This window comes from Aliivibrio friggae (assembly GCF_057368515.1).
Genome location: NZ_CM170648.1, coordinates 1,427,127 through 1,453,783, shown reverse-complemented (window position 1 = coordinate 1,453,783; position 26,657 = coordinate 1,427,127). Strand labels below are relative to the sequence as shown.

Sequence of the window (26,657 nt, the reverse complement as noted above, 5' to 3'; positions counted from 1 at the left end):
ATGGTTTATTTACCTTATCTATTTACCTAAGGGGAAAAAATCTTCAGTTGGAAAGTTTGTGCGGCCTTGAATCATCCATGAACTATCATGAGGTAATAATTCAATAAACCAAGGGCCTGCTAATGGTTCATCTAGGTTAATACGATAAATATTTTTCGCATCTGATGTTAATAATTGCGAGAAATCGTGGTTTGGTAACGTTCTATGGGTGAAAGTAGCGTTAATTGCAGGGTTATGCTCTAACTTGCCTTTATCAATTTCAATTTCAATTGTATTACCTACACTACGAACCTTAGCAAAAATTGAAAGTTCTTGAGCAACTTTGATTTTTGAAAGATCGACGTTTATTGCTTTGCCTTTCTTGTAATAGTCTTCTGCGACCAGATCGACATCATGCTCTACAAATAAAATGTAAGTTGATATACATGCAACGACAACGGTACCAGGAAGGATGATGAGAAACCAAGGCCAGAACTGCTTATACCAAGGTTGAGACATAGTAATGATTCCTATTAAAGATCTAGTTATTATGATTTTATATTAGAGATTCAATATAAAAAGGAAAAAAGCCCCTGTACATGCAGGGGCTATTATTTTTATTATTTGTTACTTAAGCTCCAGACATATGCAGAAAGAAGTTGAATCTTCTCTTCACCTAATATGTCTTTCCAAGCTGGCATTACACCTTGACGGCCATTAGCTACTGTTTCAGTAACATCGGCACGAGAATCGCCAAATAACCAATCATTGTCAGTTAGATCTGGTGCACCCAGAGCAGGGTTACCTTTACCATCTGTACCATGACAAGCAGCACAAACGATAAATCGTTGTTTACCTGCAGCGGCTTCTTTAACGTTTACTTTACGACCAGATAGGCTAAGAGTATAACTTACTACTTCTTTAACACCATCAGCACCTAAAGCATCTCCCCAAGCTGGCATGTTCCCAATACGACCATTCATAATAGTTGTTTTGATTGCTTGAGGCTCACCACCATATAACCATGCATTATCGGTTAGGTTAGGGAAGCCTTTCATGCCTCTTGCATCAGAGCTATGACATTGAGAACAGTTTTGTAGGAATAAACGTTGACCTACTTTTAATGCTTCTTCGTCATTTGCAATATCAGTAATAGCTCGGAACTCAGAGGTTCCTGGCTTATATGCAAGCTTTGAAAAAGTTTCGCCAAAATTCGTATTTGCGTCATCTAATTCACGAGCAAATTGATCAAGTGTTTTCTCTTTATGAGAACGCTCAATCGATGCGCGTGATTCTTCTACAGTACGAACGGTTTGGTCTGAACTTGTCCAACCTAAAATGCCTTTAAAGTTACCTAATCCAGGATAAAGAATTAAGTAAACAACCGCAAAGACGATGGTAGCCCAGAACATGTAAGTCCACCATTTTGGCAGTGGATTATTGAGTTCACGAATACCATCGTATTCATGACCCATATCTTCACCTTCTTCAACTCCTGTCGTATTTTTCAAGCAGAAACGAAGAAGTAGGCCACAACCAATTAATGTACCAATACTAATGATACTTATCCAGAGACTCCAAAAAGTACTCATTGTTTATCAACTCCTGTCTTGTTTTGGCTTGAAGTATCTTCTTGTTCATCAGCAAAAACCAAGTTAGCCGCTTCATCGAAACGAGCTGTCTGTTTTTTACTGTAAGCCCAGAAAATAATACCTATCATGCTGCAGAACAGAATGACAGTCCAAATTGCATGAATAGTTCCAGCGTCCATGTGGACCTCCTTACTTCATTGCATGACCAAGAGATTGAAGATAAGCGATAATCGCATCCATCTCAGTCTTGCCTTTAACCGCATCAGCCGCATTTTTTACGTCTTCTTCAGTGTATGGAACACCAAAGTTGTTACGGAAAATAGCAATTTTTTGCGATGTTAATTCACCATCTAACACGTTTTCTTCCAACCAAGGGAAGCCTGGCATGTTGGATTCAGGAACCACATCACGAGGGTTGATTAGGTGAACACGATGCCATTCATCAGAATAACGATCACCAACACGAGCTAGGTCTGGACCTGTACGTTTAGAACCCCATAAGAATGGATGTTCCCAAACGCTTTCACCAGCAACAGAGTAATGACCGTAACGTTCCGTTTCTGCACGGAATGGACGGATCATTTGGCTATGACAAACGTTACAACCTTCACGGATGTAAATATCACGACCTTCCATTTCTAGTGGAGTGTAAACTCGTAAGTTTTCTACCGGCTCAGTCGTTTGTTTTTGGAAAATTAGAGGAGTGATCTCAACTAATGCACCAAAACTGATAGCAACGACGATTAAAACGGCAAGAAGACCCACATTTTTTTCTATGATTTCATGACGATTAGAACTCATAACATGGTCTCCTTATAACACTGGCTGTGGAATTGCTTTTAGGCTGTTCTTCGGAGCAGAGATAGTCTTGTATGCGTTGTACGCAAGTAAGAACATTCCTGATAAGAAGATTAGACCGCCTAAGAAGCGAACAAAGTAGAATGGGTAAGATGCTTCTAGTGATTCCACAAAGCTGTACGTTAATGTGCCATCCGCATTTACTGCACGCCACATTAGACCTTGCATAACACCTGAAATCCACATTGCTACGATGTAAAGAACCGTACCGATAGTCGCTAACCAGAAATGAACATTGATTAGTGATACAGAGTACATACGCTCTTGACCAAATAGCTTAGGAATTAAGTGATATAAAGAACCAATTGAAACCATTGCAACCCAGCCTAACGCACCAGAATGCACATGACCGATAGTCCAGTCAGTGTAGTGAGATAGGGCGTTTACAGATTTAATCGCCATCATCGGACCTTCAAAGGTAGACATACCATAGAAAGACAGAGAAACAATTAAGAATCGAAGAATAGGGTCATAACGAAGTTTATGCCAAGCACCAGACAGCGTCATTATACCATTGATCATGCCGCCCCAAGATGGTGCGAATAGGACCAATGACATAACCATACCTAGTGACTGAGTCCAGTCAGGTAAAGCTGTGTAATGTAAGTGGTGAGGACCGGCCCAGATATAAAGTGATACTAATGCCCAGAAGTGAACAATAGATAAACGGTAAGAATATACAGGACGTTCCGCTTGTTTTGGTACAAAGTAATACATCATGCCAAGGAAGCCGGCTGTCAGTAGGAAGCCTACTGCATTATGGCCGTACCACCATTGAACCATCGCATCAACAGCACCAGAATAAATCGAATACGATTTTGTCATCGATACTGGAACAGCAAGGCTATTCACAATATGAAGAACTGCAACGGTTAAAATGAAGGCTCCAAAGAACCAGTTTGCAACGTAGATATGTGATGTCTTACGTTTAAACAAAGTTCCAAAGAAAACGATAGCATACGCAACCCAAACTAAAGTGATTGCGATATCAATCGGCCACTCTAATTCTGCGTATTCTTTACCTGATGTCATACCTAGAGGCAACGTAATCGCTGCTGCTAAGATAATTGCTTGCCAACCCCAGAAGGTGAACGCAACTAATGGACCACCGAACAAACGTGTTTGACAAGTGCGCTGAACAACATAATAAGATGTTGCGAACAGGGCACTTGTACCGAATGCGAAAATTACTGCATTTGTATGCAGAGGACGCAGACGGCTATACGTAAGCCACGGTGTGTCGAAATTAAGTTGCGGCCAAACTAATTGAGCGGCAATTAGTACACCCACACCCATGCCAACAATACCCCATAGTATGGTAACTAAAGAGAACTGACGAACAACGGTATAGTTGTAGTTTTGTTCATGCTGCTGTACTTGGCTCATAATTGCATGCTTCCACTTTTATTATAACTACACTTTACTTTCCATAGTGCGAACAAATTGTTCGCAATGCCACCCAAAATTCAACTTCAAATAATTGGATTTGTGACCCTTTTATTTTGAAATATTCCTTTTTAATGCAAAAATGGCATTTTCGGCGTCAATGATACTGCACTTCAAAAATGAATCATAGTTGATGCCCATAGTAATTTTACGGTTAAGCAACATTTTTTCATTTTTTTTGAACTAGATAACACAGGTTTTTTCAACTATGGCTATAGAAAAGTTAACAGGTCCTCGTTTATATCAACTTATTTTCTTATTAATCGTACTGATCAGTGCATTTACTTGGAGAACAATTACCTATGTCGATCCAAATGATACCAAGGTTAAGATTATTAAATCAGAGGCTTGTAACATTACAGAACAAGCCTGTACCTTTAATATAGATAGTAATCAGGTCGTTATTGATGTGAAAGAACGTCCAATTATGCAGAACACTGAAATGAATCTTTCAATTTCAGGTCTTGATACCGAGTGGTCTTTAGAGGCTGAAGGTATCAACATGAATATGGGAAAATTGAAATTTCTGCATTTAAATGCAGATAACTCTGAAGATAAGTACTCTGTTTTTTTACCAAAATGTAAACACAATGAGATGAAATGGATGATCAACATATCGAATGGAGACGAGACTATAAATGTTAGTTTCAACTCAATAAAGTAAATAATTTCATAGCGTTAAAAAGTATATGGTTAAAAACTAGGCACTCGTAAAGAAAGATAGGATTAGCATATGAAAATGAAGGTTATATAGAGTTTTTCTACATAGTAGCTTTAATCAAATTTAGTATCGTAATATTCGCGAACAGACTGGTTTGATTAAAGTTTACTACGTAACAAAGTAAGTAATTGAACCAACAGTTCTAATTTAAACTTAGAGAGTATTTACTGGTTTGTTACCTTTAATTTTGCTAGTTACAGTGTAACTAGCATTGTAAAAAGTATTAAGAATAGATACATGTTCTAAGCTAATAATCATTAGATAAATACGAAGTATTATTTAGTGATTATTAGCTATTTTATGGTAAATACGATTATGGTTAAATTAGCTGTTATTGAAAGAATCAATAGTGATGGGGAAGCTGGAATATGTGAATATCAAGTACCATTAAATCTTATTTAACATAATATACATAATGCGCACTGGGGTGTATTGTTATAATAGAAGGTAATTTACTGATAACCATCAGTTTTAGTCAATTATCTGTTATTTTTTTCTTTTGAATTTGTATCTGCTTAGCTTAGTCAGTTACACTAAACTTAATTATATGATTGTTACCTCGTCACAATCAGCTTCAACTTTGCTTTGTGCTCAAGTGTTTACCTAAGGTTTTAAATGAAAAATAATAAACTGACTCTCCTTGCGTTACTTTCCAGTTTACTGCTTTCTGGCTGTGCTAGTTATTCTATTACAGAAAAAGAAATGACGGATTATCTGTCCGATGAAATTCATGTTGAAAAGTCTGTTGGGATCCCAGGATTACTCTATGCTCAAGTTAATGTAGAAAACGTTGACGTTCAAATTGGACGTATTGATACTAATAGGATCAGTGTTTTCGCAAACACAACTGCTGATATCCAAATGATGGATGAGTTAAAACAAAACCTATCACTCACCTTGGAATTTAGTGCTGTACCTGAATACGATAAAGAAACTGGAGAGATTTATTTGAAGTCTCTACGATTAGAGAAATTTGAAGATAAGAATAAACAACTATCGCCAGAACTGACGTCATTATTAAAACCAGCCGTTTCCATCATTGGTTATGCGTTATCTAATGAACCGGCATATAAGTTAAATGCTGATAGACTGAAGGAATTTCTTATAAAGTCAGCTGAACCTAATTTGGTAATAAAAAACAATAAGCTTGTGATTGAGTTATTTGATTAATAATAAGTATTCTAGTTATAGTGCTCTAGGGTGCGCTTAATTAATTTTACACTGCTAATACATGAGTTGTTACTTTAACAGCTCATGTAGATCGGCTTTAAGTGATGACACCGTTTGGCTCGCCTTTTCTGTTCTTGAGGCCTCACTTAATAAATACTCAATCGTATCTGACAGTGTTGAATCTAAGTCTTGTGCTCTAAGAGACAGTTTTTCCCACACACGATAATCTAAGTCGATTGATTTCTTACGCGTATGCTCTTGCTCTGCATTAAAGTGACGCTTTCTTTTTGCTCTGATAGCCTGCTTTAGCTTGTTCTCTAAATCAGGATTCATATGTTTTTGAATCCATTCGAGTGATTTAACCGGCTCATGCTCTAACTTTAAGAACTCATTAACCTGTTGTTGTTGCTCACTAGAATCGATATAACACGTAATTGATTCCCCCATACGATGCTTATTAAATAAATACATCCATTTCCAACCGGCTTCTAGATTTTCAAGTTGTTGGTATTTCATATAAAGCACTCATATTAAAGAGAATAAATTTGGGTGACAGTGTAACTCTAGTTTGCATTATCAGCAACATTCTTCGCGGATAATGAGATTAAGATCTAATTGATAATGTAACTACTGAAAAATCAGACGTGTGTAGTTATGTCATGTATAATCAGTTTTATTTTTTATTAATAAGTAAGCATGCAGTTAGACACGCCATTTCTAATCGAACCTCAGTACGATCATATTCAAGATGCCTTGGATCAATCTCACTCAATCGACGCACAATCACCCTATTCTCTGCAGCCAAGATTGACTCAAGCTTTAGAGGTTTTCTCTCATATAAATGGCATTAATATACTGCAAATCAATGCGTTGGATAATCACGTCTACCGTGAATATATCGCGAACTGGTTATGCTTGAATACATCAAATCGCTTAACTAATGATGAAACAGCTCCTGTTGTTGTCATTGAAAGTGCCACTGAAGCAGAGCTTTTCGGTGTTTATCATAATAAAAGTGACGTTCTTGAACATGGCTTATTACAAAAAACCAATGGTGGATTTCTAATTATTTCACCAAGTCTCCTGCTGGCAAATCCACACTTTTGGCCAAGACTTAAAAGTTTATTACAAGGTCACCCTGTAACAATTTCAGCAAGTGATTCAAAGTCACCAATGCCGGATACACACACCTTAACAGTTGATGTGAAATTGATTATTGTTAGTGATCGCGCTCTACTTGGTGAAATCGAGCAATTAGAGCCCGACTTACTTGCTGGCATGTCAATGTTTGCAGAATATGAGTTTGATACCACCCTGGAAAGTGACACGGTAACTGACTATGTAAAACTGATTAGCTCACTCTCTACTAAACATAAACACTTACCACTAGAAAATGGGTCTGCTTTATTACCATTGCTCAAAGCTGGTGCCAGAGAATGTGAAGACCAGACTCGACTTAACTTATGCTTGTTATGGTTGAACTCTATTTTAGCGCATGCCTCTTTAGCGTCATTATCAAAAGAATATATTACTGCTGATGATTTTAACCAATCATTTAAAACCAAGTATAATATTGAATCCTATTTACCATCACGAGCTCTCGATGATATTTTAGAACAAAATATTTTTATTGAGACCCAAGGTGAGCAAGTCGGTCAGATTAATGGGTTAACCGTAGTGTCTGTACCTGGGCACCCTATTTCTTATGGTGAACCTTCTCGAATTACATGTGTCGTACATGCTGGTGATGGTGAGTTATCAGATGTAGAACGCAAAGTAGAGTTAGGTGGCGATCTTCATGCTAAGGGTATGTTGATAATGCAAGCTTATATACTTAGCCAATTAAAAACTCATGAACCTCTGCCTTTTACTGCCTCGATGGTATTTGAGCAATCTTACTGTGAAGTTGATGGTGACAGCGCAAGCTTAGCAGAGCTCTGTGCATTTTTAAGTGCCCTTGCAATAAAGCCAATTAATCAAAGTTTAGCTATTACTGGTTCTGTCGATCAGTTTGGTATGATTCAACCTATTGGCGGTGTAAATGAAAAGATTGAAGCCTTCTTCCAGCTGTGTGAAAAACGCGGGTTAACTGGTGAGCAAGGTGTTATTATCCCAGAAACAAATGGAATTAATCTTGTACTTTCCGATGAGGTAATTCAAGCCGTTAACGAAAAACAGTTTACTATTCATCTTGTTAGTCATGTTGAACAAGCTGTGGAATTATTAACAGGGTTGCCATTACAATCTGAAGAACACGAATCGATTTTCTCTTTAATTGCTCAACATATTGAAGATGTTGAACATAATCCGAATCAGTGTTCCGCTTTATTCTGTCGTATTAAGAACTGGTTTAACCAGCGCTGATCAGACTTGATAAGCGTACAAGTGTTAGCTAGAATCTCAGCAACTTATTTAGGAGTAATACTTTAATGCAAAATAAACCTAGTTCATACAATCGTGAAGATTTACTAGCATCAAGCCGTGGCGAATTATTTGGCGCAAACGGACCACAACTACCTGCACCAAACATGTTAATGATGGATCGCATCCCTCTTATGTCTGAAACAGAAGGTCTATTTGGTAAAGGTAAAGTTATCGCTGAGCTAGATATTACTCCAGACCTTTGGTTCTTCGATTGTCATTTCCCTGGTGACCCAGTAATGCCTGGTTGTCTTGGCCTTGATGCAATGTGGCAACTTGTTGGTTTCTTCCTTGGCTGGATTGGCGGCGAAGGTAAAGGTCGTGCTTTAGGTGTGGGTGAAGTTAAGTTTACAGGTCAAGTTCTACCTACTGCTAAAAAAGTAACGTATGAAATTGATTTTAAACGTGTTATCAACCGTAAATTAGTAATGGGCCTAGCAGATGGTCGCGTTCTAGTTGATGGTAAAGAAATCTACGTTGCTAAAGATCTTAAAGTGGGTCTTTTCCAAGATACATCAAAGTTCTAATTAAAGAATTTATTGATTGATAAAGCTAGCCTTGTGCTGGCTTTATTTTTATATAGATCAATTAAGTTATAGTGCATTATGCGCATATTTATATTCATCTATGAGCTGCTTTTGTTGTCCCATTTCTTTGCTCTAGATAAAATTAAAGCCCCATAAAGAGGCTTTAATTTAGAATTCTATTTAATGTTTAGTTATTTAAACAAACCGGAATGTTTGTCATCTCTTGCGTCCCGCCAGCCCCCTAGCCAACATGAACGAGCATCCATTGTTTGATATGGGCAGTTCTCTGATGAACGGCCATTTAAACCAGCTTTGTAGCCTTGTGATTGTGCTCGCTCTAAACGGTCACGCTTTTGTCTCTTCATAGTTCAGTCCTCATAGATGGAAGGCATAATGCTTCAATAAATATACTACTTTACTACTGATACCCTTTTATTCCGTTAGGGTTCATCACGAACATTTCATGATGACAATATTAAGAATCGGACAATTTGAGCCTTTTTTCAAGTATAAAAAAAGCCCGAAGTCTCAATTTGTGACTTCGGGCTTAGTCTTATTAATTGCTTTTATTTAATTCGCTTTCGCATTAAACCAAATAAACCAAGCAATGTTATAGCGCCAAAGCCAAGTGAACCACCTTGACGTTCGATAGTACTGTTCTCAAATGGACGAGCCTGAATACTACGTTGTGTAGGATCTGAAATTGGAACTAACTTAACTGCAACAATCTTTTCAGCTGTACTTCCGTTACCACAATAAGAATCACTCGCTACAGAATCATAACCGCCGACACATTTAAGTGCCGTAGCAGAGATAACACCGGCATCATTGATGTCAGTTGCATCGTAGATACGAAATTGGTTGTTGTTATCCGTTGTTCCAGAGACTTTACCATCATTGGTTAAGTCATCAATTATCCAAGCTTTGTTGTTAAAGATCTTAGCTCTGTCTACATCTGTTCCATTGCCGTTATATGGGTAAATAAACGCACGTTGACGACGCTGTTTACCATCGTATTCACGGTTATTTTCTATATCGATACGACCAACAATCTCATTAAAATTGTTAATTCCACCCATTTGTCCACCAGCGCCATTAAAGAAGATCCCACCAGAAAAGAAACTAGCACTTGGGGATGCCGCATTAGGAATAACAAATAAACGATTTGCGACAGCACCATTTTCAGGGTAATTGCCCGAACGCTTTGCTTGACCAACCGCAACTAAGTTTTCATTTATATTTGTGACAACAGAGTTAGAGTGAATAAAATCACCACCAATCTCAGCTTGAGCATTTACAACAGTATTGGAATCCCAGTTGTTAGCACTGATACCATTAGCAACTATTTTTTGTTTAAATATAGTTGCTTGCATTAAACGTGAATCGCCATCTGCAGTACTATTATATCCAACGATATACATGCGATCTGAATCATTAGCATCGATAATTAAATCACGAGCACTACCTTGAGCATAAACATCATTTCCACTACCGTTATCTGAGGTGTTTTTCCAATCTAATTCAATTGGAGCATTACTCCCATCCCATATAGCTGCTTTAGAAAAATTATTTAAGTAATTACTACTAGATGAAATGCTGCCTACTGTATATGACTTTTTCTTAGCCCATGCTCTAGATTGTTGGCCAGTTCCATTAGCTAATTCAACGGAATTAAATGCTTGGTTTCGAGTCGTCGATGAATTGTAATTACCTATAGCTTCAGTGTCTGACACTAAACTATTAATAACTACATTTACTTTAGAGCTATTAATAGGTGAGTTTTCAATGAATGCAGAAGAATTGTTTGGAGGTGTAGAGCCTCCATTTAATTCTCTTTTCCAACCATTCCATTGATTCGAAGCCCAAGACTCGCAAGTAGTATAACCTAATTGAAAGAAGCAATAGTCTTCAAAGCCATCATAGCCATCTTCAATATAATCAAAAGAATTATCTATAGCAAAAGCGACTTCTTCGCGATAAGAAACGCCCTCTGCCCAGTTTCGAGTTTCACCAGCTAGTTTATAATCTTCACATGTAGCTGGTGTAGTAGGTAAAGCTCCTGAATCAAAACAGTTCACACCTACAGCTGAAGGCTGAATTGCTGTTCCATAATACTCAGATCCAGTTACACCTGCTGGAGTTACTTCCACCACTTTATAAAGCGCCGCTTGCGCAGGAAGCGCAGCGGACACCAAAACAGCTAATGTGGTTAATTGTAATTTACTACTCATTTAACTTCCTATTGTAGAGCTTCAAGTTCTTCCCAACGCTCGAATGCCACTTCCAACTCTTGCTCAGCTTCTGCTAAACGTCCTAAGACTTCATCAGTCTTTTTAGGGTCTTGTTGGAAGAAAGTCGCGCTGTTCACTTTCTCTTGAAGTTCAGTAATTTCATTTTCTAATTTTTCTAATGTTTCAGGTAACTGTTCAAGCTCACGCTGTAACTTATATGATAATTTCTTTGGCTTAGCCACCTGCTCTACTTTTTGAGTTGTAGCAGCAACTGGTTCCGCTTTTACTTTTACTGTTGGAGCCATTGCATCACGAGTCGCCTGTACATTAGCACGTTGACGCTGTGCATCGTGATAGCCACCTACGAATTCTTCGATCTGGCCCTCACCTTCAAAGATCCAACTGGTCATTACTGTGTTATCAACGAACTGACGATCGTGACTTACTAATAATAATGTACCCTGATAGTTGGCAAGTAATTCTTCTAAAAGTTCCAATGTTTCGATATCTAAATCATTGGTTGGTTCATCAAGAATCAATAAATTGTTTGGACGAAGGAACAAACGCGCAAGTAATAGACGGTTTTTCTCACCACCAGACAATGCTTTAACAGGCTGGCGAGCACGTTTTGGCGAGAATAAGAAATCTTGTAAATAACTTAATGCATGACGCTCACGGCCACCAACAGTTACTTCCTGTTTACCATCTGCTAGGTTATCAATAACCGTTTTTTCAGGATCTAATGCTTCACGATATTGGTCAAAGTAAGCCACTTCCAATTTCGTACCACAATGCAATTTACCTGAATCAGGTTGCAGTTGGTCAAGCATCAGTTTAAGTAACGTACTCTTACCACAACCATTCGCACCAATTAGGGCAATACGGTCGCCACGCATAACATTGAAGCTGAAGTTCTTAACAATGTTTTTGCCATCAATTGAGTAATGAAGGTTTTCAGCTTCAAATACAATTTTACCTGAACGATTTGACTCATCCACTTGGATATTGGCTTTACCCATTACTTCACGACGCTCTGAACGCTCACGACGTAATTGTTTTAATGCACGAACACGACCTTCATTACGAGTACGACGTGCTTTAATACCTTCACGGATCCATGCTTCTTCTTGAGCAAGAACTTTATCAAACTGTGCGTTTTGATCAGCTTCTACACGTAGTGCTTCTTCTTTTGCTAGTAAGTATTCTTCATAGTTACCAGGGTAAGACGATAAGTTACCACGGTCTAAATCTACAATACGTGTCGCCATTGATTGAATAAACGCACGGTCATGCGAGATAAAGATAATTGAACCTTTAAAATCTTTTAAGAAAGTTTCAAGCCATTCAATCGTCGTTACGTCTAAGTGGTTGGTTGGTTCATCAAGAAGTAATACATCAGGATCAGAAACCAAAGCACGAGCTAATGCCGCTTTACGTTGCCAACCACCAGATAAATCAGTTAGTAGCGTATGACCATCCAGTTTCAATGATTCAAGAACTGATTGAATACGCATATCAAAATGCCATGCATTAAGGTGATCAATTTTTTCTTGAGCACGAGATAGCTTATTAATGTTTGATTCACTTGGATCAGTTTCTAGTAAATCAAGAAGACGGTGATACTCTTTTAAGTATTTACCCGCCTCTGCTAAACCTTCTGATACATAATCAAATACAGTACCGCTCTCATTACGCGGTGGATCTTGTTCTAGACGAGAAACCACCACATCTTGATTAATTTGAAGTTTGCCGTCATCCATAATGATGTCACCAGCAATTACTTTCATTAGCGTTGATTTACCTGCACCGTTACGGCCAACTAAACACACACGCTCATTTTCTTGTAAAGCGAAATCAGATTTGTCTAATAGCGGATGATCACCAAACGCTAATTGACCGTTATTAATTGTAAGTAATGCCATTGTCTTCTAACCAATTCTTTAATTGCGATATATTGAATGGCCAATTCAGCTCAGATAAGCCATTGGCCACCACAGGTATTGTGACACCGTAACGAGAGAAAAGCTCATCGTTGAACGCTATGTCTACCGTGTCTACTTTTTCGATATCTACACCCACCTCCACAAGCAAGTCAAATGCTTGCTCGCAAAGATGGCAGCCTTCCGTGCTATAGAGAGTAATCATTCGTCTCTAGTCTTCCTTGTGAGTAATAATCCAACAGTTATGAATGTGTTTGTTACGAGCAAAATCAAGCGGCAATGTTTGCTTAGAAATATTCTTAGCTTTAAGGCCTGCTTTCTGTAGTGCTTCGTCATCCATTTTGAAGTTACGTTTATTGTTTGAGAATACGATCGTTCCGTTCTCACGTAGCATACGTTTTAGGTTCTCAAGTAACATGATGTGATCACGTTGAACATCAAACGTCTGTTCCATACGCTTAGAGTTAGAAAACGTAGGTGGATCGATAAAGATTAAATCAAACTCGCCTTCTGCTTGTTGTAGCCATTGTAGACAGTCTGCTTGTAAGAACTGATGCTGAGTACCCGTTTGATCATTGGTATTCATGTTCTTCTGTGCCCACTCTAGGTAGGTACGAGACATATCAATTGTCATGGTAGATTTTGCACCACCACAAGCCGCATGAACGGTTGCTGAACCGGTGTAAGCAAATAGGTTTAAGAAATCTTTACCTGCTGCCATTTCACCAATCATTTTACGAGTTAACTTATGATCTAAGAATAAGCCTGTATCTAGGTAATCTTGTAGGTTAACGATCAGTTTTACGCCGTACTCATCAACATCAAAAGAGCGAGATTTCTCAGCCAGTTTTTGATATTGATTTTTACCTGATTGCTTTTGACGAACTTTCAAAATCACGTTATTTGTTTCTACGCCGGTAACCAGAACCGTTGCTCGGATCATATCTGTTAAACGACGACGTGTTTTATCTTCAGAAATTGTTTTTGGTGCCGCGTATTCTTGAATGATGATGTAATCTTTATATACATCAATCGCAGCATTGTAATCTGGTAAATCTGCATCATAAAGACGGTAACAATCTAGTTTCTCTTTACGAGCCCACTTACCAATCTTACCTAGGTTCTTTTTAAGACGGTTCATGAATTCAGGAGCAACTTCAACGTTAGCGGCTTCTTTACGTTCAGCAGATTCAGTAATTGAGTAGTTTTTCTGAACACACGGTAATGCACCATTGTTCAGTTTAAATTGCTTATCAGCACGCATACGTATACATGCTAATAAATCATCATTACTTGAATAGATTGATGCAGTACAACCACCAAACTGTTCTTTAAGTTGGCGGCCAAACTCACTGTACAACGCAATCAATGCAGGCTCAGTACTTAAACGCTCACCATATGGTGGGTTACAAATCACTACGCCATTTTCAAATGCTTCTGGACGCTCAATCTTAGTTGCATCACCAACATCAAACGTAATTAAATCTTCAACGCCAGCACGACGGGCATTTTCACGAGCGGTTTGAATAACACGGTAATCACGATCAAATCCGTAGAAATGAGTATCTACTTTCTTAACGCCACGACGACTCTTAACACGAGCTTCTGAGCGAATTTCAGTCCATAGCTCTTCATCAAAATCATTCAGTGCTTCAAAACACCATTTCTCACGCTTAACACCAGGTGCCATTTCACAAGCCATTAGTGCCGCTTCAATCAGTAACGTACCTGAACCACACATTGGATCTAATAATGGTTTGCTCTCATCCCAAGTACTACGAAGTACTAAGGCTGCAGCTAATGTTTCACGTAGTGGTGCACGACCTGCTTCAGTACGGTAGCCACGTTGATGTAAACCTGAACCAATTAAGTCAAAGCCAAGAATCCCTTTCTCACCAGACAAACGCATATGTACACGCAAATCAGGCTCAGCTTTATCAATGTTTGGACGCTCTAAGTCAGCTTTTGTAAAACGGTCAACAATCGCATCTTTTACTTTTAATGCGCCGTATTGGCTGTTTCGAATCTCACGGTTAGTACCGTTAAAGTCCACCACCAATGTTTTATCAGCACTGAAATAATTAGGCCAATTGATTGCAGAAGCACCTAGGTATAAATCCATATCATCACGAACATCAAACTCAGACAGAACTTGAATAAAACGTGACGCGATACGACTCCATAAGCAACAACGATAAACAACGTCTGTTGGAGCTTCAAACATTACCCCTGCATAAACCAATTTTGGGTCTGTAACACCAAGTGCAATAAGTTCGTCAGCGAGTAGGTTTTCAAGGCCTTTAGAAGTGATGGCTAAGTATTTTTTCATGAGATTCTTTTGGTTATTAAATTACCTCGCATTATACATGAATCTAGTTGAAAGAGGACAATTAGATTGTAGATAAACACAAAGCTCACCACCCAACTAATATCTTAGAAAACATACAGTTAACAATTAATCATGCTAACCCTTTTTTACTGCGTTTCTAAATGGAAACAAACACAGACAACAAAAAGATACATAAACTGGACTATACCACTTAGTTTTTACATAGGTTATTTAATTACAAATAGGCGTAAATAAGGAATTTATTTATATTTCAGATGATTTTATCAATGGGATATTAAAAATAAATATGCGGAATATTGGGGCTAGATCTCATTTATAAGAGATAGTAATACGGGAAAATTAACGCTAAATAGGTAAGCTAAAAGCGAGAATTACTTCTTTTGGGAGGTTTGAATAGCACTTTAAAGGTGAGATAAGGCGTTTGCTTGAATGAAGAGTAAAACTAAAGAGAGGCTAAAATAGAAAAGAAAGGCTTACTACCCTACTAATGCATAGTAAGCAGAGTTAACCACTTGCATCTTAGCCATGCGATCGTGCATCACTTTAATAGGTTCACAAAATGCCATGTATTTGGTTGGGTTAAGTGCAAACGAGTCCATATCTACCAACATACACATACTGGCACATTCGTAGTTCTCAACAATAATGAAATGTCCTTCACCTAAATCATTTTTAAGAGAGACCACTTCCCCTTCTTCAGGGCAATATCCCTCACCTTGTGGCTCAAAGAACCAACTTTTAGGTAACATAGGTTTATGAAAGCGCTTTGCTGCAACACAGTTAAGGGCAAGCTCCACTTTGCGAGGTTCCGATAGCGGAAGAAATGAAATGTATTCTACGAACATTTGATAGGCAGAGGCATCATCGACAGAGAATTTGCATTGCTCAAAAGCACCATCGATAAGAACTTTACAAGGTAAGTTCACACGAAAGACCATATCCATACCCAAATCGAGCATTAGAGATTGTGCTTTATTATCGTAATACCAATTCCATGTATCACTGGGTTTAAGCATTATGGTTTCTCTCTTGAAAAATGGGAAGAGTCCCTTCGTAAGCCAATCATCAATTACTGCAAATTATGCTGAAAAAGTGTGTTTATTTTCAGTCAAAAATATACTGATGCAATTAACTTCTAATTTTACAAGAGCTTAGGAATAAAAAAAGGGGAAATTCACATTCCCCCTTCCAATCGAACAGTCTGTAAGCAACTTTCGCTACTTTTTATGCTTCTTAAATATTATTTACGATATCTCTAACTAGACCAGGGCCTTTATAGATGAAGCCAGAATATACTTGAACTAGATCTGCACCAGCAACCATTTTCTCTTTTGCAGCAACATAAGAGTCAACGCCACCTACCCCAATGATTGGTAAGTTATCACCAAGTAGTTCTTTAAGACGACGAACCACTTCAGTACTACGAGTTTGAACAGGACGGCCACTTAAGCCTCCCATTTCTTCTGCGTGCTTCATGCCTTCAACCATAGAACGATCTAATGTTGTATTGGTTGCAATCACACCATCAACCTTAAACTTAATTAATGATGCTGCAATTTGAGATAATTCGTTGTCATCTAAGTCCGGGGCAATCTTTAGCGCAATCGGTACGTACTTACCGTATTTCTCTGCTAATTCTTTTTGCTTCTCTTTTAATTGAGAAAGAAGATCATCTAATGCTTCGCCATATTGAAGCGTACGAAGTCCTGGAGTGTTTGGTGATGAGATATTAATCGCAATGTAACCAGCGTATTGATATACCTTCTCCATACAAATTAGGTAATCTTCCGTACCCTTTTCAATTGGCGTATCTTTGTTTTTGCCAATGTTAATACCAATAACACCATCAAACTTTGCTTTCTTTACGTTCTCAACAAGATTATCAACACCAAGGTTATTGAAACCCATACGGTTGATAATGCCTTCCGCTTCAATAAGACGGAATAGACGAGGTTTATCATTACCTGCTTGAGGACGAGGAGTTACAGTTCCCACTTCAATAAAACCAAAACCCATTGCGCCAAATGCTTCAATACATTCGCCGTTTTTATCAAGACCAGCCGCAAGGCCAAGTGGATTTTTAAAGGTAATGCCCATAACTTCTACAGGTTTAGAAGCCAATTTTTGACGATAGAAGAGATCGAGAGGAGTGCCGGTAAAGCGTTTGAAATTTTGAATTGCTAGGTCATGTGCTTTTTCAGCATCAAGTTTGAAAATGCCAGCTCTGGCGATGCGATATAACATTGTAACTCCAAAATAAGTCCCGTATAAACGGGGAGTCATTATTCACTGATTTTATTCACAATTCAAACTTAATCGTACTTTATTCATTAATATTTATGGCTTATTTTTCGCCCTTAAATGACATAAAGAATAATAAATCACAAAAAACGCTTATTAATATAGATAAATTAGAAAATTCTCGGGGAAATAAAAAGGGAAAGTGAATATAAACTCACTTTCCCCTTCATTAAGCAAACGTTTATCTGATTATAATAATCAGCTTAATTGTTGCTTTACTGTTTTGACGTACAGCTTAAGTTTAATAACGTAAGTTCTCTTAATGCTACCGAGAATTTAGCGAATTCATGGACTGAACCGACCTTAAACTCATTCAAGATATTATCCCAACGTCCTACAGAGGCCGCGTTCTTTTCACACCACTCTTCAATGGCCTTTTCAACTGACTCGGTATCTTTGTACTCAGCAAGTACTAATTGAGTCAATTGACGTTGCTGCCAATCTAGGTCTTCACGGAAAGAAGCACGAGCAAGCGCTTGCCAATGGTTATCAACACCTTGGTTATTAATCTGTTTTAAGAACCAATGCAGAGATAACTTATCACCCAGAACATAGTATAAACGCGCTGTCGTTGAAACTGGTTGCTTCATATCTACCGCAACAGCTGAAATGTCCATCGCAGAGTACAGGCTACTTAGACGAGCAAGTACATTACCTAACTCGCAAGGTACACCCATTTCTAGATAGTGATTTGCTTGTTCAATGTGCTCAACCACTTCATCGTTAACTAAGTAACTATCAAGGTTATCTTTAATCTCATTAACTGCAGGCTTATATTTTTCGATAAGCTGCTGAATTGACATATTTTGTGAGCCATTACGTAATAACCAACGAGTCACTCGACGAATGGTTCTGCGCATGGCAAATAACGCTTCGTACTGAGCTTCTGTCGTTGAGATATTATCGAGATTACGGATCTCTTTAAATAAATCACCAAAATCAAAGATAGCTCGAGTTGCTGAATACGCATTCGCAATATCAGTGACGGTGTAACCTGTCTCTTCTTGCAAACGAGTGATGAAATTACAGCCCATCTCATTAACCATCTGATTTGCTAAACAAGTCGCGATGATTTCTGAACGAAGTGGATGATTATCCATTTCTGCTTTATAGTTACGTTGTAACTCAGTTGGGAAGTAAGTCGTTAGTAAATCAGCATGGTATGGATTATTTGCAATCTCATCACAGGCTAGCTCATCTTTTAGAACCATTTTTCCATAAGCAACAAGAACTGAAAGCTCTGGACGAGTTAGACCCTGCCCCATTTTTTCACGTTCAATCAGAGTTTCATCATCAGGAATAAACTCTAATCCGCGATCCAATTGACCTTTCTTCTCTAGGTTATGAATAAAACGAATTTGTTCTTTAACTAACGATGTACCTTGTTGCTCAGCAACTGAAATTGATTCTGCCTGACAATATGCATCATCAAGAACAATCTCACCTACTTCATCTTCCATTTTCTGAAGCAGAACATTACGTTGCTTATAGGTTAGATCACCATTAGCCACTAAACCATTCAGTAAGATCTTAATGTTTACTTCATTATCAGAACAGTCAACACCGCCTACGTTATCAACAAAATCGGTATTAACACGTCCACCTTTCTGGCCATATTCAATACGACCCAATTGAGTCATGCCTAAGTTACCGCCCTCACCAACAACCTTCGCATTTAGCTCTGAACCATTGATTCGTAAAGAATCATTAGCACGGTCACCAACATCAGCACTGGTCTCTTTTTCTGATTTAACGTATGTTCCGATCCCGCCATTCCATAATAGATCCACATTCATTTTTAAGATCATCTGGATTAAATCGTTTGGAGCTAATGACTGCTTACGGGTACCTAACATCTTCTGAATTTCAGGAGAAAGATCTATCGACTTAGCACGACGAGAGAAAATTCCACCACCTTGAGAGATCAGATCTTTATTGTAATCTTCCCAGCTTGAACGAGGTAATTCGAATAAACGAGCACGCTCTGGCCAAGTCAGTTCTGAATTTGGATTCGGGTCAATGAAGATATGCATATGGTTAAATGCCGCTTGAAGGCGAATATGTTTTGATAGCAACATACCATTACCAAACACATCTCCCGCCATATCACCAACACCAGCAACGGTGAAGTCTGTTGTTTGACAATCAATATCCATTTCACGGAAGTGACGTTTAACTGATTCCCACGCCCCTTTTGCTGTAATACCCATCGCTTTATGGTCGTAGCCATTAGAGCCACCAGAAGCAAACGCATCACCTAGCCAGAAGTTGTACTCTTCTGATACTGAGTTAGCTAAATCAGAGAAGGTTGCAGTACCTTTATCTGCGGCAACAACCAAATACGGATCATCATCATCATGACGAACCACATTCTTTGGAGGTACGACTTCACCTTCAATGATGTTGTCTGATACATCTAATAGCGCACAAATAAACTGCTTATAACAGCGTTGGCCTTCGGCAAAAATATCATCACGAGTTGTGAAATTATGCTGTTTCTTACAAACAAAACCACCTTTTGCACCCACAGGAACAATTACGGTGTTCTTAACTTGTTGAGCTTTAACCAGACCAAGAACTTCGGTACGGAAATCCTCTTGACGATCTGACCAACGTAAACCACCACGTGCTACTTTACCACCACGTAAATGCACACCTTCAATATCAGGCGCATAAACGAAGATCTCAAACGCCGGCACTGGTGCAGGGATTTCTGGGATAATTGATGGCTGAAGCTTTAGAGATAGCCATGGTTTTGGTAGACCATTCTCCGCTTGTTGATAATAGTTAGTACGTAACGTAGCTAAGATCATCTCAACATAACGACGGATAATACGGTCATCATCCAAGCTTTCTACTTTATCTAGGCTTGAGTAAATCGCATCAAGTTGTTTTTGTTGTTTCTTCTCTGACCATGCAACACTTGGATCAAAACGGAACTCAAACAAATTAACCACAGCAACCGCAAGTTTGGTATGCGTTGACAGTGTATCTTCAATGTATTGCTGACTAAATGGGAAGCCAACTTGACGCATATAACGAGCATAAGAACGTAGAATCGTCACTTCACGGCCAGACAGACCCGCACCAAGAACCAAACGGTTAAAGCCATCACTCTCTAATTGACCATTCCAGATCTGAGCAAACGCTTCTTGGAAACGATCACGAGCTTGACGAAGATCGACTTCTTCAGAACCATTATGAATCATAGAGAAATCTAAGATCCAATCAACCGAACCATCACTCTTCTTAACGGCATATGGTGATTCACCAATAACACGCAAACCTAAGTTTTCAAGCATAGGCATAACATCTGATAAATGAATCGGCTCATCACGGTGGAACAGTTTTAATTTAACGTTCGCAGAGCCTTTCTTCTCTTCTTGCGGACGATAAAACAACATACCGAGTTTGTTGTCATCACTTAACAATTCAAGACGTTCAATATCAGCAACAGCAGAGCCAGGAAGTGTTGCTTCTTTGTATGAACGAGGGAATGCACGTTGGTATTTCTTCGCAATTGCGGTACCTGTACTCTCACCTAAGTTAGCAACAATCACATCACAAAGACGATCATCCCAAGTAGATGCTGCTTCCATTAAATTATTTTCAATATCTTTCACATTAATGTCGCCGTTATTATTGTCTACACGAATAATGTAATGCGTTCTCGCTAATGCACTCTCAGAGAAGAATGTCGTAAACTCTACTTCTTGATTAGAACCAAAGTAGTTTTTAAGAATTCGTTGAGTTTGACGACGAAGCTCTGTGTTGTAACGCTCTTTTGTTACGTACACCATGCATGAGAAGAAACGACCAAATGGATCACGACGAACAAATAAACGTAATAAATCACGATCTTGCATCTTAACAACGCCCATACCCACTTCTAACATCTCTTCTTCTGTTGCTTGGAAGAGTTCATCACGAGGGTAAGTTTCAAGGATGTTGCTTAATGCTTTATAAGAATGCGAGCCTTTAATGTACTGGCTTGTCTCTAAAATACGTTCTACTTTATTACTAAGTAGTGGAATATTAGACACACTTTGGTTATAAGCCGTTGAGGTATAAAGCCCAGTGAAGCGATGCTCACCAATAACTTTACCTTCTTTATTTAAACGCTTAATACCAATGTAATCTGTATAGGCAGGACGATGGATACGAGACTTCGTATTTGATTTTGTTAAGATTAATAGATCTGATTTCTTTGCTGCAGCACGAGCCGACGATGGCATCTCAGAAAGCCTCGTCATATGAATACGTGAAGCTAAAGAGAATAAACCTAAACCAGCCTCTGCTGTAGGTGTTAATTCATGATCACCTTCTACCGCTGTTAAATCAAAATTCTTATACCCCATTAGAGTAAAGTTATGATTTTGAAGCCAGGTTAAAAACTCAATCGCTTCATTTACCGCATCTTTAGCAATTGGAGAGTCATTATCTTTAAGCTCTTGAATAACTTCAGTCAGTTTATCTGACATTGGTTGCCATTCATTCACTACACGGCGAATATCTTCAAGAACTAATAATAGTTCAGCTTGAAGCGCGTCCATTTCAGCAGGATCATTCATATGATCGACTTCAAAATGGAACAGAGTTTGTTGCATTTTACCATCACTGCTACATATCGAAATAATCTCACCGCTCTCATCACGAGTAAAGCAATGTGGACCATGTAACATAAAGTGGCTTGTCATATCAAGACGGGTAAGCGCCATCTTAACGGAATCGACTAAAAATGGGCCATCAGGAACAACAATCTCTACCACTGTGTGGGTTGACTGCCAACCATCTTGGCTTAACTTTGGATTGAAAACACGAACCGAAATATCAGACAAGTTAACATCAGATAAATGGTTCCAAAGACTGAGGGTTGCCCCATACATATCTGATTCATTACGTTGCTGTAAATCATCATCATCAATATTGGCAAATAAACGCTGAGCAAGTTGCGTTACTAGGGATTGTTGAGGCATTTCAAGCTTTTCAGCAATTAGAGCGTACACTTTCTCAAGTAGTACAGGAACGATAGGATCACGCGTCGTCATAAAGCGAATGCTCCGTTTCTTAATTAGAATTATTAATTATAGTGTAGCAGTTGGTACTGCTTGTGCGCCTCATATTGTAGGGAGAATATGACTAAAACGTTATGACTTTTTTGCGTTAAAGAGGCTTTATAGTTAGAAGTGTGATTAAGGTAGCGATTTATCCTACTTGTTCTAAGTTTAGAAAACGATTGTTTTGGTCAGTAGTTAAACGAAAGCGCCCTTTCACGCCTAATTGAGTTAAAAAAGAGCGAAAACGAGAAGCGGGTAATTGCAGTTTAAGTCCCTGCTCTGTCATTACCACTACCGTACTTGCAGACCCTGAATAATGGCTTAAAAAGGCCTGATAGCTTACATTTACTCTAAAGTAGTAGAATTTGTTCATTCATTTAAATCTCTAATAATTAGAATGCTATTGTGGCGTTGAAATAAAAAAATGGCCAGTAAAAAAACTGACCATTTCGATTTTAGAATAACAATAAGCTCAGCATATTATGCTAGTGCTTTGGTTACTTTTTCAAACAGATCTTTTGCTAGGTTATCAAGATCAGCCAAACGCTGAAGCTGAGCCTTCATTAGATCTTGGCGATCACTATCATACTTCTTAAACTTCAATAATGGATCTATTAAACGTGAAGCGACTTGCGGGTTACTTACATTAAGATCAAGTAAGATATCACCTAAGAATGCATAACCTTCACCTGATTTACTATGGAAATTTACCGCATTATTTGCAGCAAAAGAACCAATCAAACTGCGAGTGCGGTTTGGATTTTTCAGGCTGAATGCTTTATGATCCATCGTCGCTTTAATGGTAGTTAGTGCATCACTATTTGGGTTAGAACCCTGTAAAATGAACCACTTATCCATAACTAGACCATCATGTGACCATTTATCACTAAAGTCATCCATTAACGTTTGACGGATAGAAAGTTCAGCTGAATTAGCAGAAACCATCGCAGCCATTGTATCTGTCATGTTATCTGCAGTTTGATATTGTGCTTCAACTAACGCTTCACCAATATCTGTTTTCGCTAAATAACTTAACGCACAATTACGTAATGCACGTTTACCAATCGCATCATGATCAACAGAGTAATCACCCTGCTTTAGACTGTGATAGATTGCAGAAAACTCATCTTTAAGCTCTGTTGCTAATGTCTGTTTAATAAAACCAAGTGCCTTATCAATAGCATCAACATCCACCGTATCAAACCAACCTGTGATCTCATTATGATTTGGTAGTACAAACATTTCAGCAATAAATGCCTGCTCTAGATCCGTATTTAATAGCACACCACGGAACGCATCAACTAGCGCTTCTGATAATTCAAGCGGTTGATTTTTTTGTACATTGATAATGTTTGAACGAATGTAATTAGCCAAAAGCATTTGGCCTGCATCCCAACGAGCAAAATCATTTTGCGCGTGAACCATTAAGAAAATCAGCTCTTCATCTTTGTAAGCGTAATTTAATTTAACTGGTGCAGAGAATTCACGAAGTAAAGAGACCACTGGTTTTTCTGCAACTTGTTGAAATACAAAAGTCTGCTCTTCTTGAGTTACATTAAGAACATTACCAATAGTTTCATTGTTACAACGTAACTCAATAACACTGCCATCTTGTGCGTAAAGCTCAATATCAAGTGGGATGTGTAATGGAAGTTTTTCAGGCTGCTCTTCTGTTGCTGGTGTATGTTGTTTCACCGTCAATGTGTATTCTTGCGTTACTTCATTATAGTTAGAAGCTACCGACAAGATTGGCGTACCTGATTGGCTATACCAACGGCGGAATTGAGTAAGGTCAACACCCGACGCATTTTCCATCGCTAGTACAAAATCTTCACATGTTGCCGCAGTACCATCATGACGCTCAAAGTACAGCTTCATTCCTTTTTGGAAATTCACTTCACCTAATAGAGTATGCATCATGCGAATAACTTCACTGCCCTTTTCATACACTGTAAGCGTATAGAAGTTATTCATTTCTATTACTTTTTCTGGACGAATTGGGTGTGCCATCGGACTTGCGTCTTCAGCAAACTGTGGACCACGAACAATGCGAACATTGTTAATGCGGTTAACTGAACGAGAACCAAGATCAGAAGAGAACTCTTGATCACGGAAAACCGTTAAGCCTTCTTTTAAACTTAATTGGAACCAATCACGACAAGTAACACGATTTCCTGTCCAGTTATGGAAGTATTCGTGACCAATTACCGCTTCAATACCTAGATAATCAGTATCGGTTGCTGTCTCTTGTTTTGCTAACACAAACTTAGAGTTAAAGACATTTAAGCCTTTGTTTTCCATTGCGCCCATGTTGAAAAAATCAACCGCAACGATCATGTAGATATCAAGATCATACTCAAGATCAAAACGATCTTCATCCCACTTCATGGAGTTAATTAATGATGTCATTGCATGAGGAGTACGATCTAAATTGCCTTGGTCAACATAGATTTCAAGTGCAACATCACGACCTGATTTAGTTTTATACGTATCAGTGAGTACGTCAAAATTACCAGCAACTAAGGCAAAAAGATAAGCCGGTTTTGGGAATGGGTCTTGCCAATGAACAAAGTGTTTTCCACCTTCAAGATCACCGTGACTAATGCGATTACCATTACTTAATAAATGAGGGTATGACTCTTTATCTGCAATTACTTTTGTGGTGAAACGCGCCAATACATCAGGGCGATCCATATAATAAGTAATACGACGGAAACCTTCTGCTTCACATTGAGTACAGAAACCATCACCTGATTTGTATAAACCTTCAAGTGCTGTGTTCTCTTGTGGATTTACTTCGGTAACTATTGTAAGTGTAAAATCACCACTTACATTATGAATGATTAACTGCGTATCAGATAACGTATAATCTTTATGATCTACATTATTTATTTTCAACGATACCAATGTCATCCCTTCCCCTTCAAGAAGAAGATCAGTTGATTGTTTTAGTTGTTGTACTTTTGAAGTCGCTGAAATAAATGTTTTTGTATCATCAAGATCAAAAACTAAATCGATGTCTGAAATGGTGAATTCTGGAGATTGATAATCATTGCGAAACTTAGCCTGAGGTTGTTGGCTCATAATATATCCTTATGATGTCTACCACTAAAAAACAGAATGAGTGATAGTTACTATTTAACCCTCCTATTCTCGCATAAGATCCAGTTAATTTGTTAATAAAAAGATTTTAAGGCTCATAATTCTATCCTTAAAGTCACATTATTCTATTCCTTTTTGGTCATTCTCTTACCAGTAATGCGTACATCCCAAATTGTTCATTTTTTAATTCGAGTTGGTTCTCTGTGATCTGAAATGTCGACTCTTGCTCTCCCTCTTCATAAAGTAAAACTAAATCGCTATTTTCAAAATAATAATAGCCTATCTGTTGGTTTCTTTTTCCCGAGTGAGAGACGACCTCCAGTAAAAATATAAAATCAGAACGCAACTTCAAATTTAATGATTGAACATTACTCACCATTATATCTTCACCAGAAACAAGTTTAGAATTCCATGAACCAATAATCGATTCAGGAACAACCTTAAAAAATTCTACACCATTGAGATAAAGTCGATTATGGCTCACTTCATATTGATAAACTTGTGACTCCTCGCCCTCTTTTCCAAAACGAATACTCTCTTGTGATAATTCAAAAGTACCACTCCACTCTTCAGCCGTGTTGGTCGACATTTCAATCATCTCAATAACAAACTGATGAGTAGAACTTAATGAAATATGAAGTACATCGTAGTCATTCTCGATATGAGCCGGTTTGAAAAAATACCAATCACCAATAAGAAACGGATTTTCAAAATACGTTAGTGAGTTTGATTCGAGATCTAACGCCACTTCATCAGCATAAGAAAATGGGCTCAGTAAAATTAACCAAAAAGACAAAAGGACTGATTTCATAATTAAAGCTCCACATTCAATAAAAAAGAATGATCAACGACCATGGTTGACTGCCATAATATAAGCCTAGATTAGATTTGATTAATTCGCTGTTTTTTAGGCATAAAAAAACAGAAGCCAAATGACTTCTGTTTTTATAGGAGCTGTAACG

21 protein-coding genes are annotated in these 26,657 nt (G+C 38.2%); 4 read left to right on the top strand and 17 right to left on the bottom strand.

Annotation, left to right across the window (positions count from 1 at the left end; all coding sequences use genetic code 11):
* Nucleotides 1–18 precede the first annotated feature (18 nt).
* The 5 genes from AC2INI_RS06685 to ccoN all read right to left on the bottom strand — a co-directional run bounded on the left by AC2INI_RS06685 (nt 19) and on the right by ccoN (nt 3,815).
* Nucleotides 19–498, bottom strand: coding sequence for a FixH family protein (locus AC2INI_RS06685; RefSeq protein WP_122034783.1), 480 nt, complete (start codon nt 496–498; stop codon nt 19–21).
* Between the two features lie 101 nt (nt 499–599).
* Nucleotides 600–1,571 (bottom strand): cytochrome-c oxidase, cbb3-type subunit III, encoded by a 972-nt coding sequence (ccoP, locus tag AC2INI_RS06680; protein ID WP_486305662.1) that lies wholly within the window; start codon nt 1,569–1,571, stop codon nt 600–602.
* Nucleotides 1,568–1,750 carry a cbb3-type cytochrome oxidase subunit 3 gene (locus AC2INI_RS06675; protein WP_122034787.1) on the bottom strand — a complete coding sequence of 61 codons (183 nt, stop codon included), beginning with the start codon at nt 1,748–1,750 and terminating at the stop codon, nt 1,568–1,570. Before AC2INI_RS06675 ends, ccoP begins: the two co-directional genes overlap by 4 nt.
* Before the next feature lie 10 nt (nt 1,751–1,760).
* A complete protein-coding gene (gene ccoO, locus AC2INI_RS06670; RefSeq protein ID WP_122034790.1) occupies nt 1,761–2,372 on the bottom strand; it encodes a cytochrome-c oxidase, cbb3-type subunit II in 612 nt (203 codons plus the stop codon).
* 12 nt (nt 2,373–2,384) lie between these two features.
* Entirely contained in the window at nt 2,385–3,815 is a 1,431-nt protein-coding gene (gene ccoN / locus AC2INI_RS06665) for a cytochrome-c oxidase, cbb3-type subunit I (protein WP_045102080.1), read from the bottom strand.
* A 268-nt stretch (nt 3,816–4,083) separates the two neighbouring features.
* Between ccoN and AC2INI_RS06660 the strand changes: the two genes are divergently transcribed.
* Nucleotides 4,084–4,539: a hypothetical protein gene (locus AC2INI_RS06660; protein ID WP_486305661.1), complete on the top strand. Its 456-nt coding sequence runs from the start codon at nt 4,084–4,086 to the stop codon at nt 4,537–4,539.
* A 672-nt stretch (nt 4,540–5,211) separates the two neighbouring features.
* The gene (locus tag AC2INI_RS06655) at nt 5,212–5,766 is read left to right on the top strand and encodes a YceB family lipoprotein (protein WP_486305660.1); all 555 of its coding nucleotides are present in this window, start codon (nt 5,212–5,214) and stop codon (nt 5,764–5,766) included.
* Between the two features lie 69 nt (nt 5,767–5,835).
* Here the strand turns inward: AC2INI_RS06655 and matP are convergent, their stop codons facing one another.
* On the bottom strand, nt 5,836–6,282 hold the full coding sequence (gene matP / locus AC2INI_RS06650) for a macrodomain Ter protein MatP (protein WP_122034797.1): 447 nt from the start codon (nt 6,280–6,282) through the stop codon (nt 5,836–5,838).
* 180 nt (nt 6,283–6,462) lie between these two features.
* On the opposite strand from matP, the gene AC2INI_RS06645 reads away from it, so the two are divergent.
* Nucleotides 6,463–8,130 (top strand): AAA family ATPase, encoded by a 1,668-nt coding sequence (locus tag AC2INI_RS06645; RefSeq protein ID WP_486305659.1) that lies wholly within the window; start codon nt 6,463–6,465, stop codon nt 8,128–8,130.
* 65 nt (nt 8,131–8,195) lie between these two features.
* Complete coding sequence (gene fabA / locus AC2INI_RS06640) at nt 8,196–8,714, top strand: bifunctional 3-hydroxydecanoyl-ACP dehydratase/trans-2-decenoyl-ACP isomerase (RefSeq protein WP_122034802.1); 519 nt, start codon at nt 8,196–8,198, stop codon at nt 8,712–8,714.
* A gap of 191 nt (nt 8,715–8,905) precedes the next feature.
* On the opposite strand, the gene rmf is transcribed toward fabA, so the two are convergent.
* The 11 genes from rmf to AC2INI_RS06585 all read right to left on the bottom strand — a co-directional run bounded on the left by rmf (nt 8,906) and on the right by AC2INI_RS06585 (nt 26,506).
* Nucleotides 8,906–9,079 (bottom strand): ribosome modulation factor, encoded by a 174-nt coding sequence (rmf, locus tag AC2INI_RS06635; RefSeq protein WP_446703898.1) that lies wholly within the window; start codon nt 9,077–9,079, stop codon nt 8,906–8,908.
* A gap of 201 nt (nt 9,080–9,280) precedes the next feature.
* The gene (locus AC2INI_RS06630) at nt 9,281–10,945 is read right to left on the bottom strand and encodes a DUF3466 family protein (RefSeq protein ID WP_122034804.1); all 1,665 of its coding nucleotides are present in this window, start codon (nt 10,943–10,945) and stop codon (nt 9,281–9,283) included.
* 8 nt (nt 10,946–10,953) lie between these two features.
* Nucleotides 10,954–12,867, bottom strand: a complete 1,914-nt coding sequence (locus tag AC2INI_RS06625; RefSeq protein ID WP_486305658.1) for an ABC transporter ATP-binding protein — start codon at nt 12,865–12,867, stop codon at nt 10,954–10,956.
* On the bottom strand, nt 12,848–13,090 hold the full coding sequence (locus AC2INI_RS06620; RefSeq protein WP_065591114.1) for a glutaredoxin family protein: 243 nt from the start codon (nt 13,088–13,090) through the stop codon (nt 12,848–12,850). Before AC2INI_RS06620 ends, AC2INI_RS06625 begins: the two co-directional genes overlap by 20 nt.
* A 6-nt stretch (nt 13,091–13,096) precedes the next feature.
* Nucleotides 13,097–15,214: a bifunctional 23S rRNA (guanine(2069)-N(7))-methyltransferase RlmK/23S rRNA (guanine(2445)-N(2))-methyltransferase RlmL gene (gene rlmKL / locus AC2INI_RS06615; RefSeq protein ID WP_486305657.1), complete on the bottom strand. Its 2,118-nt coding sequence runs from the start codon at nt 15,212–15,214 to the stop codon at nt 13,097–13,099.
* A 497-nt stretch (nt 15,215–15,711) separates the two neighbouring features.
* Complete coding sequence (locus AC2INI_RS06610; protein ID WP_122034812.1) at nt 15,712–16,251, bottom strand: cell division protein ZapC; 540 nt, start codon at nt 16,249–16,251, stop codon at nt 15,712–15,714.
* Between the two features lie 217 nt (nt 16,252–16,468).
* Entirely contained in the window at nt 16,469–17,479 is a 1,011-nt protein-coding gene (gene pyrD / locus AC2INI_RS06605) for a quinone-dependent dihydroorotate dehydrogenase (protein WP_122034814.1), read from the bottom strand.
* A gap of 272 nt (nt 17,480–17,751) precedes the next feature.
* Nucleotides 17,752–22,584 (bottom strand): NAD-glutamate dehydrogenase, encoded by a 4,833-nt coding sequence (locus AC2INI_RS06600; protein ID WP_486305656.1) that lies wholly within the window; start codon nt 22,582–22,584, stop codon nt 17,752–17,754.
* Nucleotides 22,585–22,741: 157 nt separating this feature from the next.
* Nucleotides 22,742–22,966 (bottom strand): DUF2835 domain-containing protein, encoded by a 225-nt coding sequence (locus AC2INI_RS06595; RefSeq protein ID WP_486305655.1) that lies wholly within the window; start codon nt 22,964–22,966, stop codon nt 22,742–22,744.
* Between the two features lie 107 nt (nt 22,967–23,073).
* Nucleotides 23,074–25,677 carry an aminopeptidase N gene (gene pepN / locus AC2INI_RS06590; RefSeq protein WP_486305654.1) on the bottom strand — a complete coding sequence of 868 codons (2,604 nt, stop codon included), beginning with the start codon at nt 25,675–25,677 and terminating at the stop codon, nt 23,074–23,076.
* Nucleotides 25,678–25,834: 157 nt separating this feature from the next.
* Nucleotides 25,835–26,506 carry a hypothetical protein gene (locus AC2INI_RS06585; RefSeq protein WP_486305653.1) on the bottom strand — a complete coding sequence of 224 codons (672 nt, stop codon included), beginning with the start codon at nt 26,504–26,506 and terminating at the stop codon, nt 25,835–25,837.
* Between the last annotated feature and the right edge of the window lie 151 nt (nt 26,507–26,657).

What these genes read in the sequence shown, in the direction of transcription:
- AC2INI_RS06685 (WP_122034783.1), bottom strand. Translation starts at nt 498, where the DNA reads ATGTCTCAACCTTGGTATAAGCAGTTCTGGCCTTGGTTTCTCATCATC.
- ccoP (WP_486305662.1), bottom strand. Translation starts at nt 1,571, where the DNA reads ATGAGTACTTTTTGGAGTCTCTGGATAAGTATCATTAGTATTGGTACA.
- AC2INI_RS06675 (WP_122034787.1), bottom strand. Translation starts at nt 1,750, where the DNA reads ATGGACGCTGGAACTATTCATGCAATTTGGACTGTCATTCTGTTCTGC.
- ccoO (WP_122034790.1), bottom strand. Translation starts at nt 2,372, where the DNA reads ATGAGTTCTAATCGTCATGAAATCATAGAAAAAAATGTGGGTCTTCTT.
- ccoN (WP_045102080.1), bottom strand. Translation starts at nt 3,815, where the DNA reads ATGAGCCAAGTACAGCAGCATGAACAAAACTACAACTATACCGTTGTT.
- AC2INI_RS06660 (WP_486305661.1), top strand. Translation starts at nt 4,084, where the DNA reads ATGGCTATAGAAAAGTTAACAGGTCCTCGTTTATATCAACTTATTTTC.
- AC2INI_RS06655 (WP_486305660.1), top strand. Translation starts at nt 5,212, where the DNA reads ATGAAAAATAATAAACTGACTCTCCTTGCGTTACTTTCCAGTTTACTG.
- matP (WP_122034797.1), bottom strand. Translation starts at nt 6,282, where the DNA reads ATGAAATACCAACAACTTGAAAATCTAGAAGCCGGTTGGAAATGGATG.
- AC2INI_RS06645 (WP_486305659.1), top strand. Translation starts at nt 6,463, where the DNA reads ATGCAGTTAGACACGCCATTTCTAATCGAACCTCAGTACGATCATATT.
- fabA (WP_122034802.1), top strand. Translation starts at nt 8,196, where the DNA reads ATGCAAAATAAACCTAGTTCATACAATCGTGAAGATTTACTAGCATCA.
- rmf (WP_446703898.1), bottom strand. Translation starts at nt 9,079, where the DNA reads ATGAAGAGACAAAAGCGTGACCGTTTAGAGCGAGCACAATCACAAGGC.
- AC2INI_RS06630 (WP_122034804.1), bottom strand. Translation starts at nt 10,945, where the DNA reads ATGAGTAGTAAATTACAATTAACCACATTAGCTGTTTTGGTGTCCGCT.
- AC2INI_RS06625 (WP_486305658.1), bottom strand. Translation starts at nt 12,867, where the DNA reads ATGGCATTACTTACAATTAATAACGGTCAATTAGCGTTTGGTGATCAT.
- AC2INI_RS06620 (WP_065591114.1), bottom strand. Translation starts at nt 13,090, where the DNA reads ATGATTACTCTCTATAGCACGGAAGGCTGCCATCTTTGCGAGCAAGCA.
- rlmKL (WP_486305657.1), bottom strand. Translation starts at nt 15,214, where the DNA reads ATGAAAAAATACTTAGCCATCACTTCTAAAGGCCTTGAAAACCTACTC.
- AC2INI_RS06610 (WP_122034812.1), bottom strand. Translation starts at nt 16,251, where the DNA reads ATGCTTAAACCCAGTGATACATGGAATTGGTATTACGATAATAAAGCA.
- pyrD (WP_122034814.1), bottom strand. Translation starts at nt 17,479, where the DNA reads ATGTTATATCGCATCGCCAGAGCTGGCATTTTCAAACTTGATGCTGAA.
- AC2INI_RS06600 (WP_486305656.1), bottom strand. Translation starts at nt 22,584, where the DNA reads ATGACGACGCGTGATCCTATCGTTCCTGTACTACTTGAGAAAGTGTAC.
- AC2INI_RS06595 (WP_486305655.1), bottom strand. Translation starts at nt 22,966, where the DNA reads ATGAACAAATTCTACTACTTTAGAGTAAATGTAAGCTATCAGGCCTTT.
- pepN (WP_486305654.1), bottom strand. Translation starts at nt 25,677, where the DNA reads ATGAGCCAACAACCTCAGGCTAAGTTTCGCAATGATTATCAATCTCCA.
- AC2INI_RS06585 (WP_486305653.1), bottom strand. Translation starts at nt 26,506, where the DNA reads ATGAAATCAGTCCTTTTGTCTTTTTGGTTAATTTTACTGAGCCCATTT.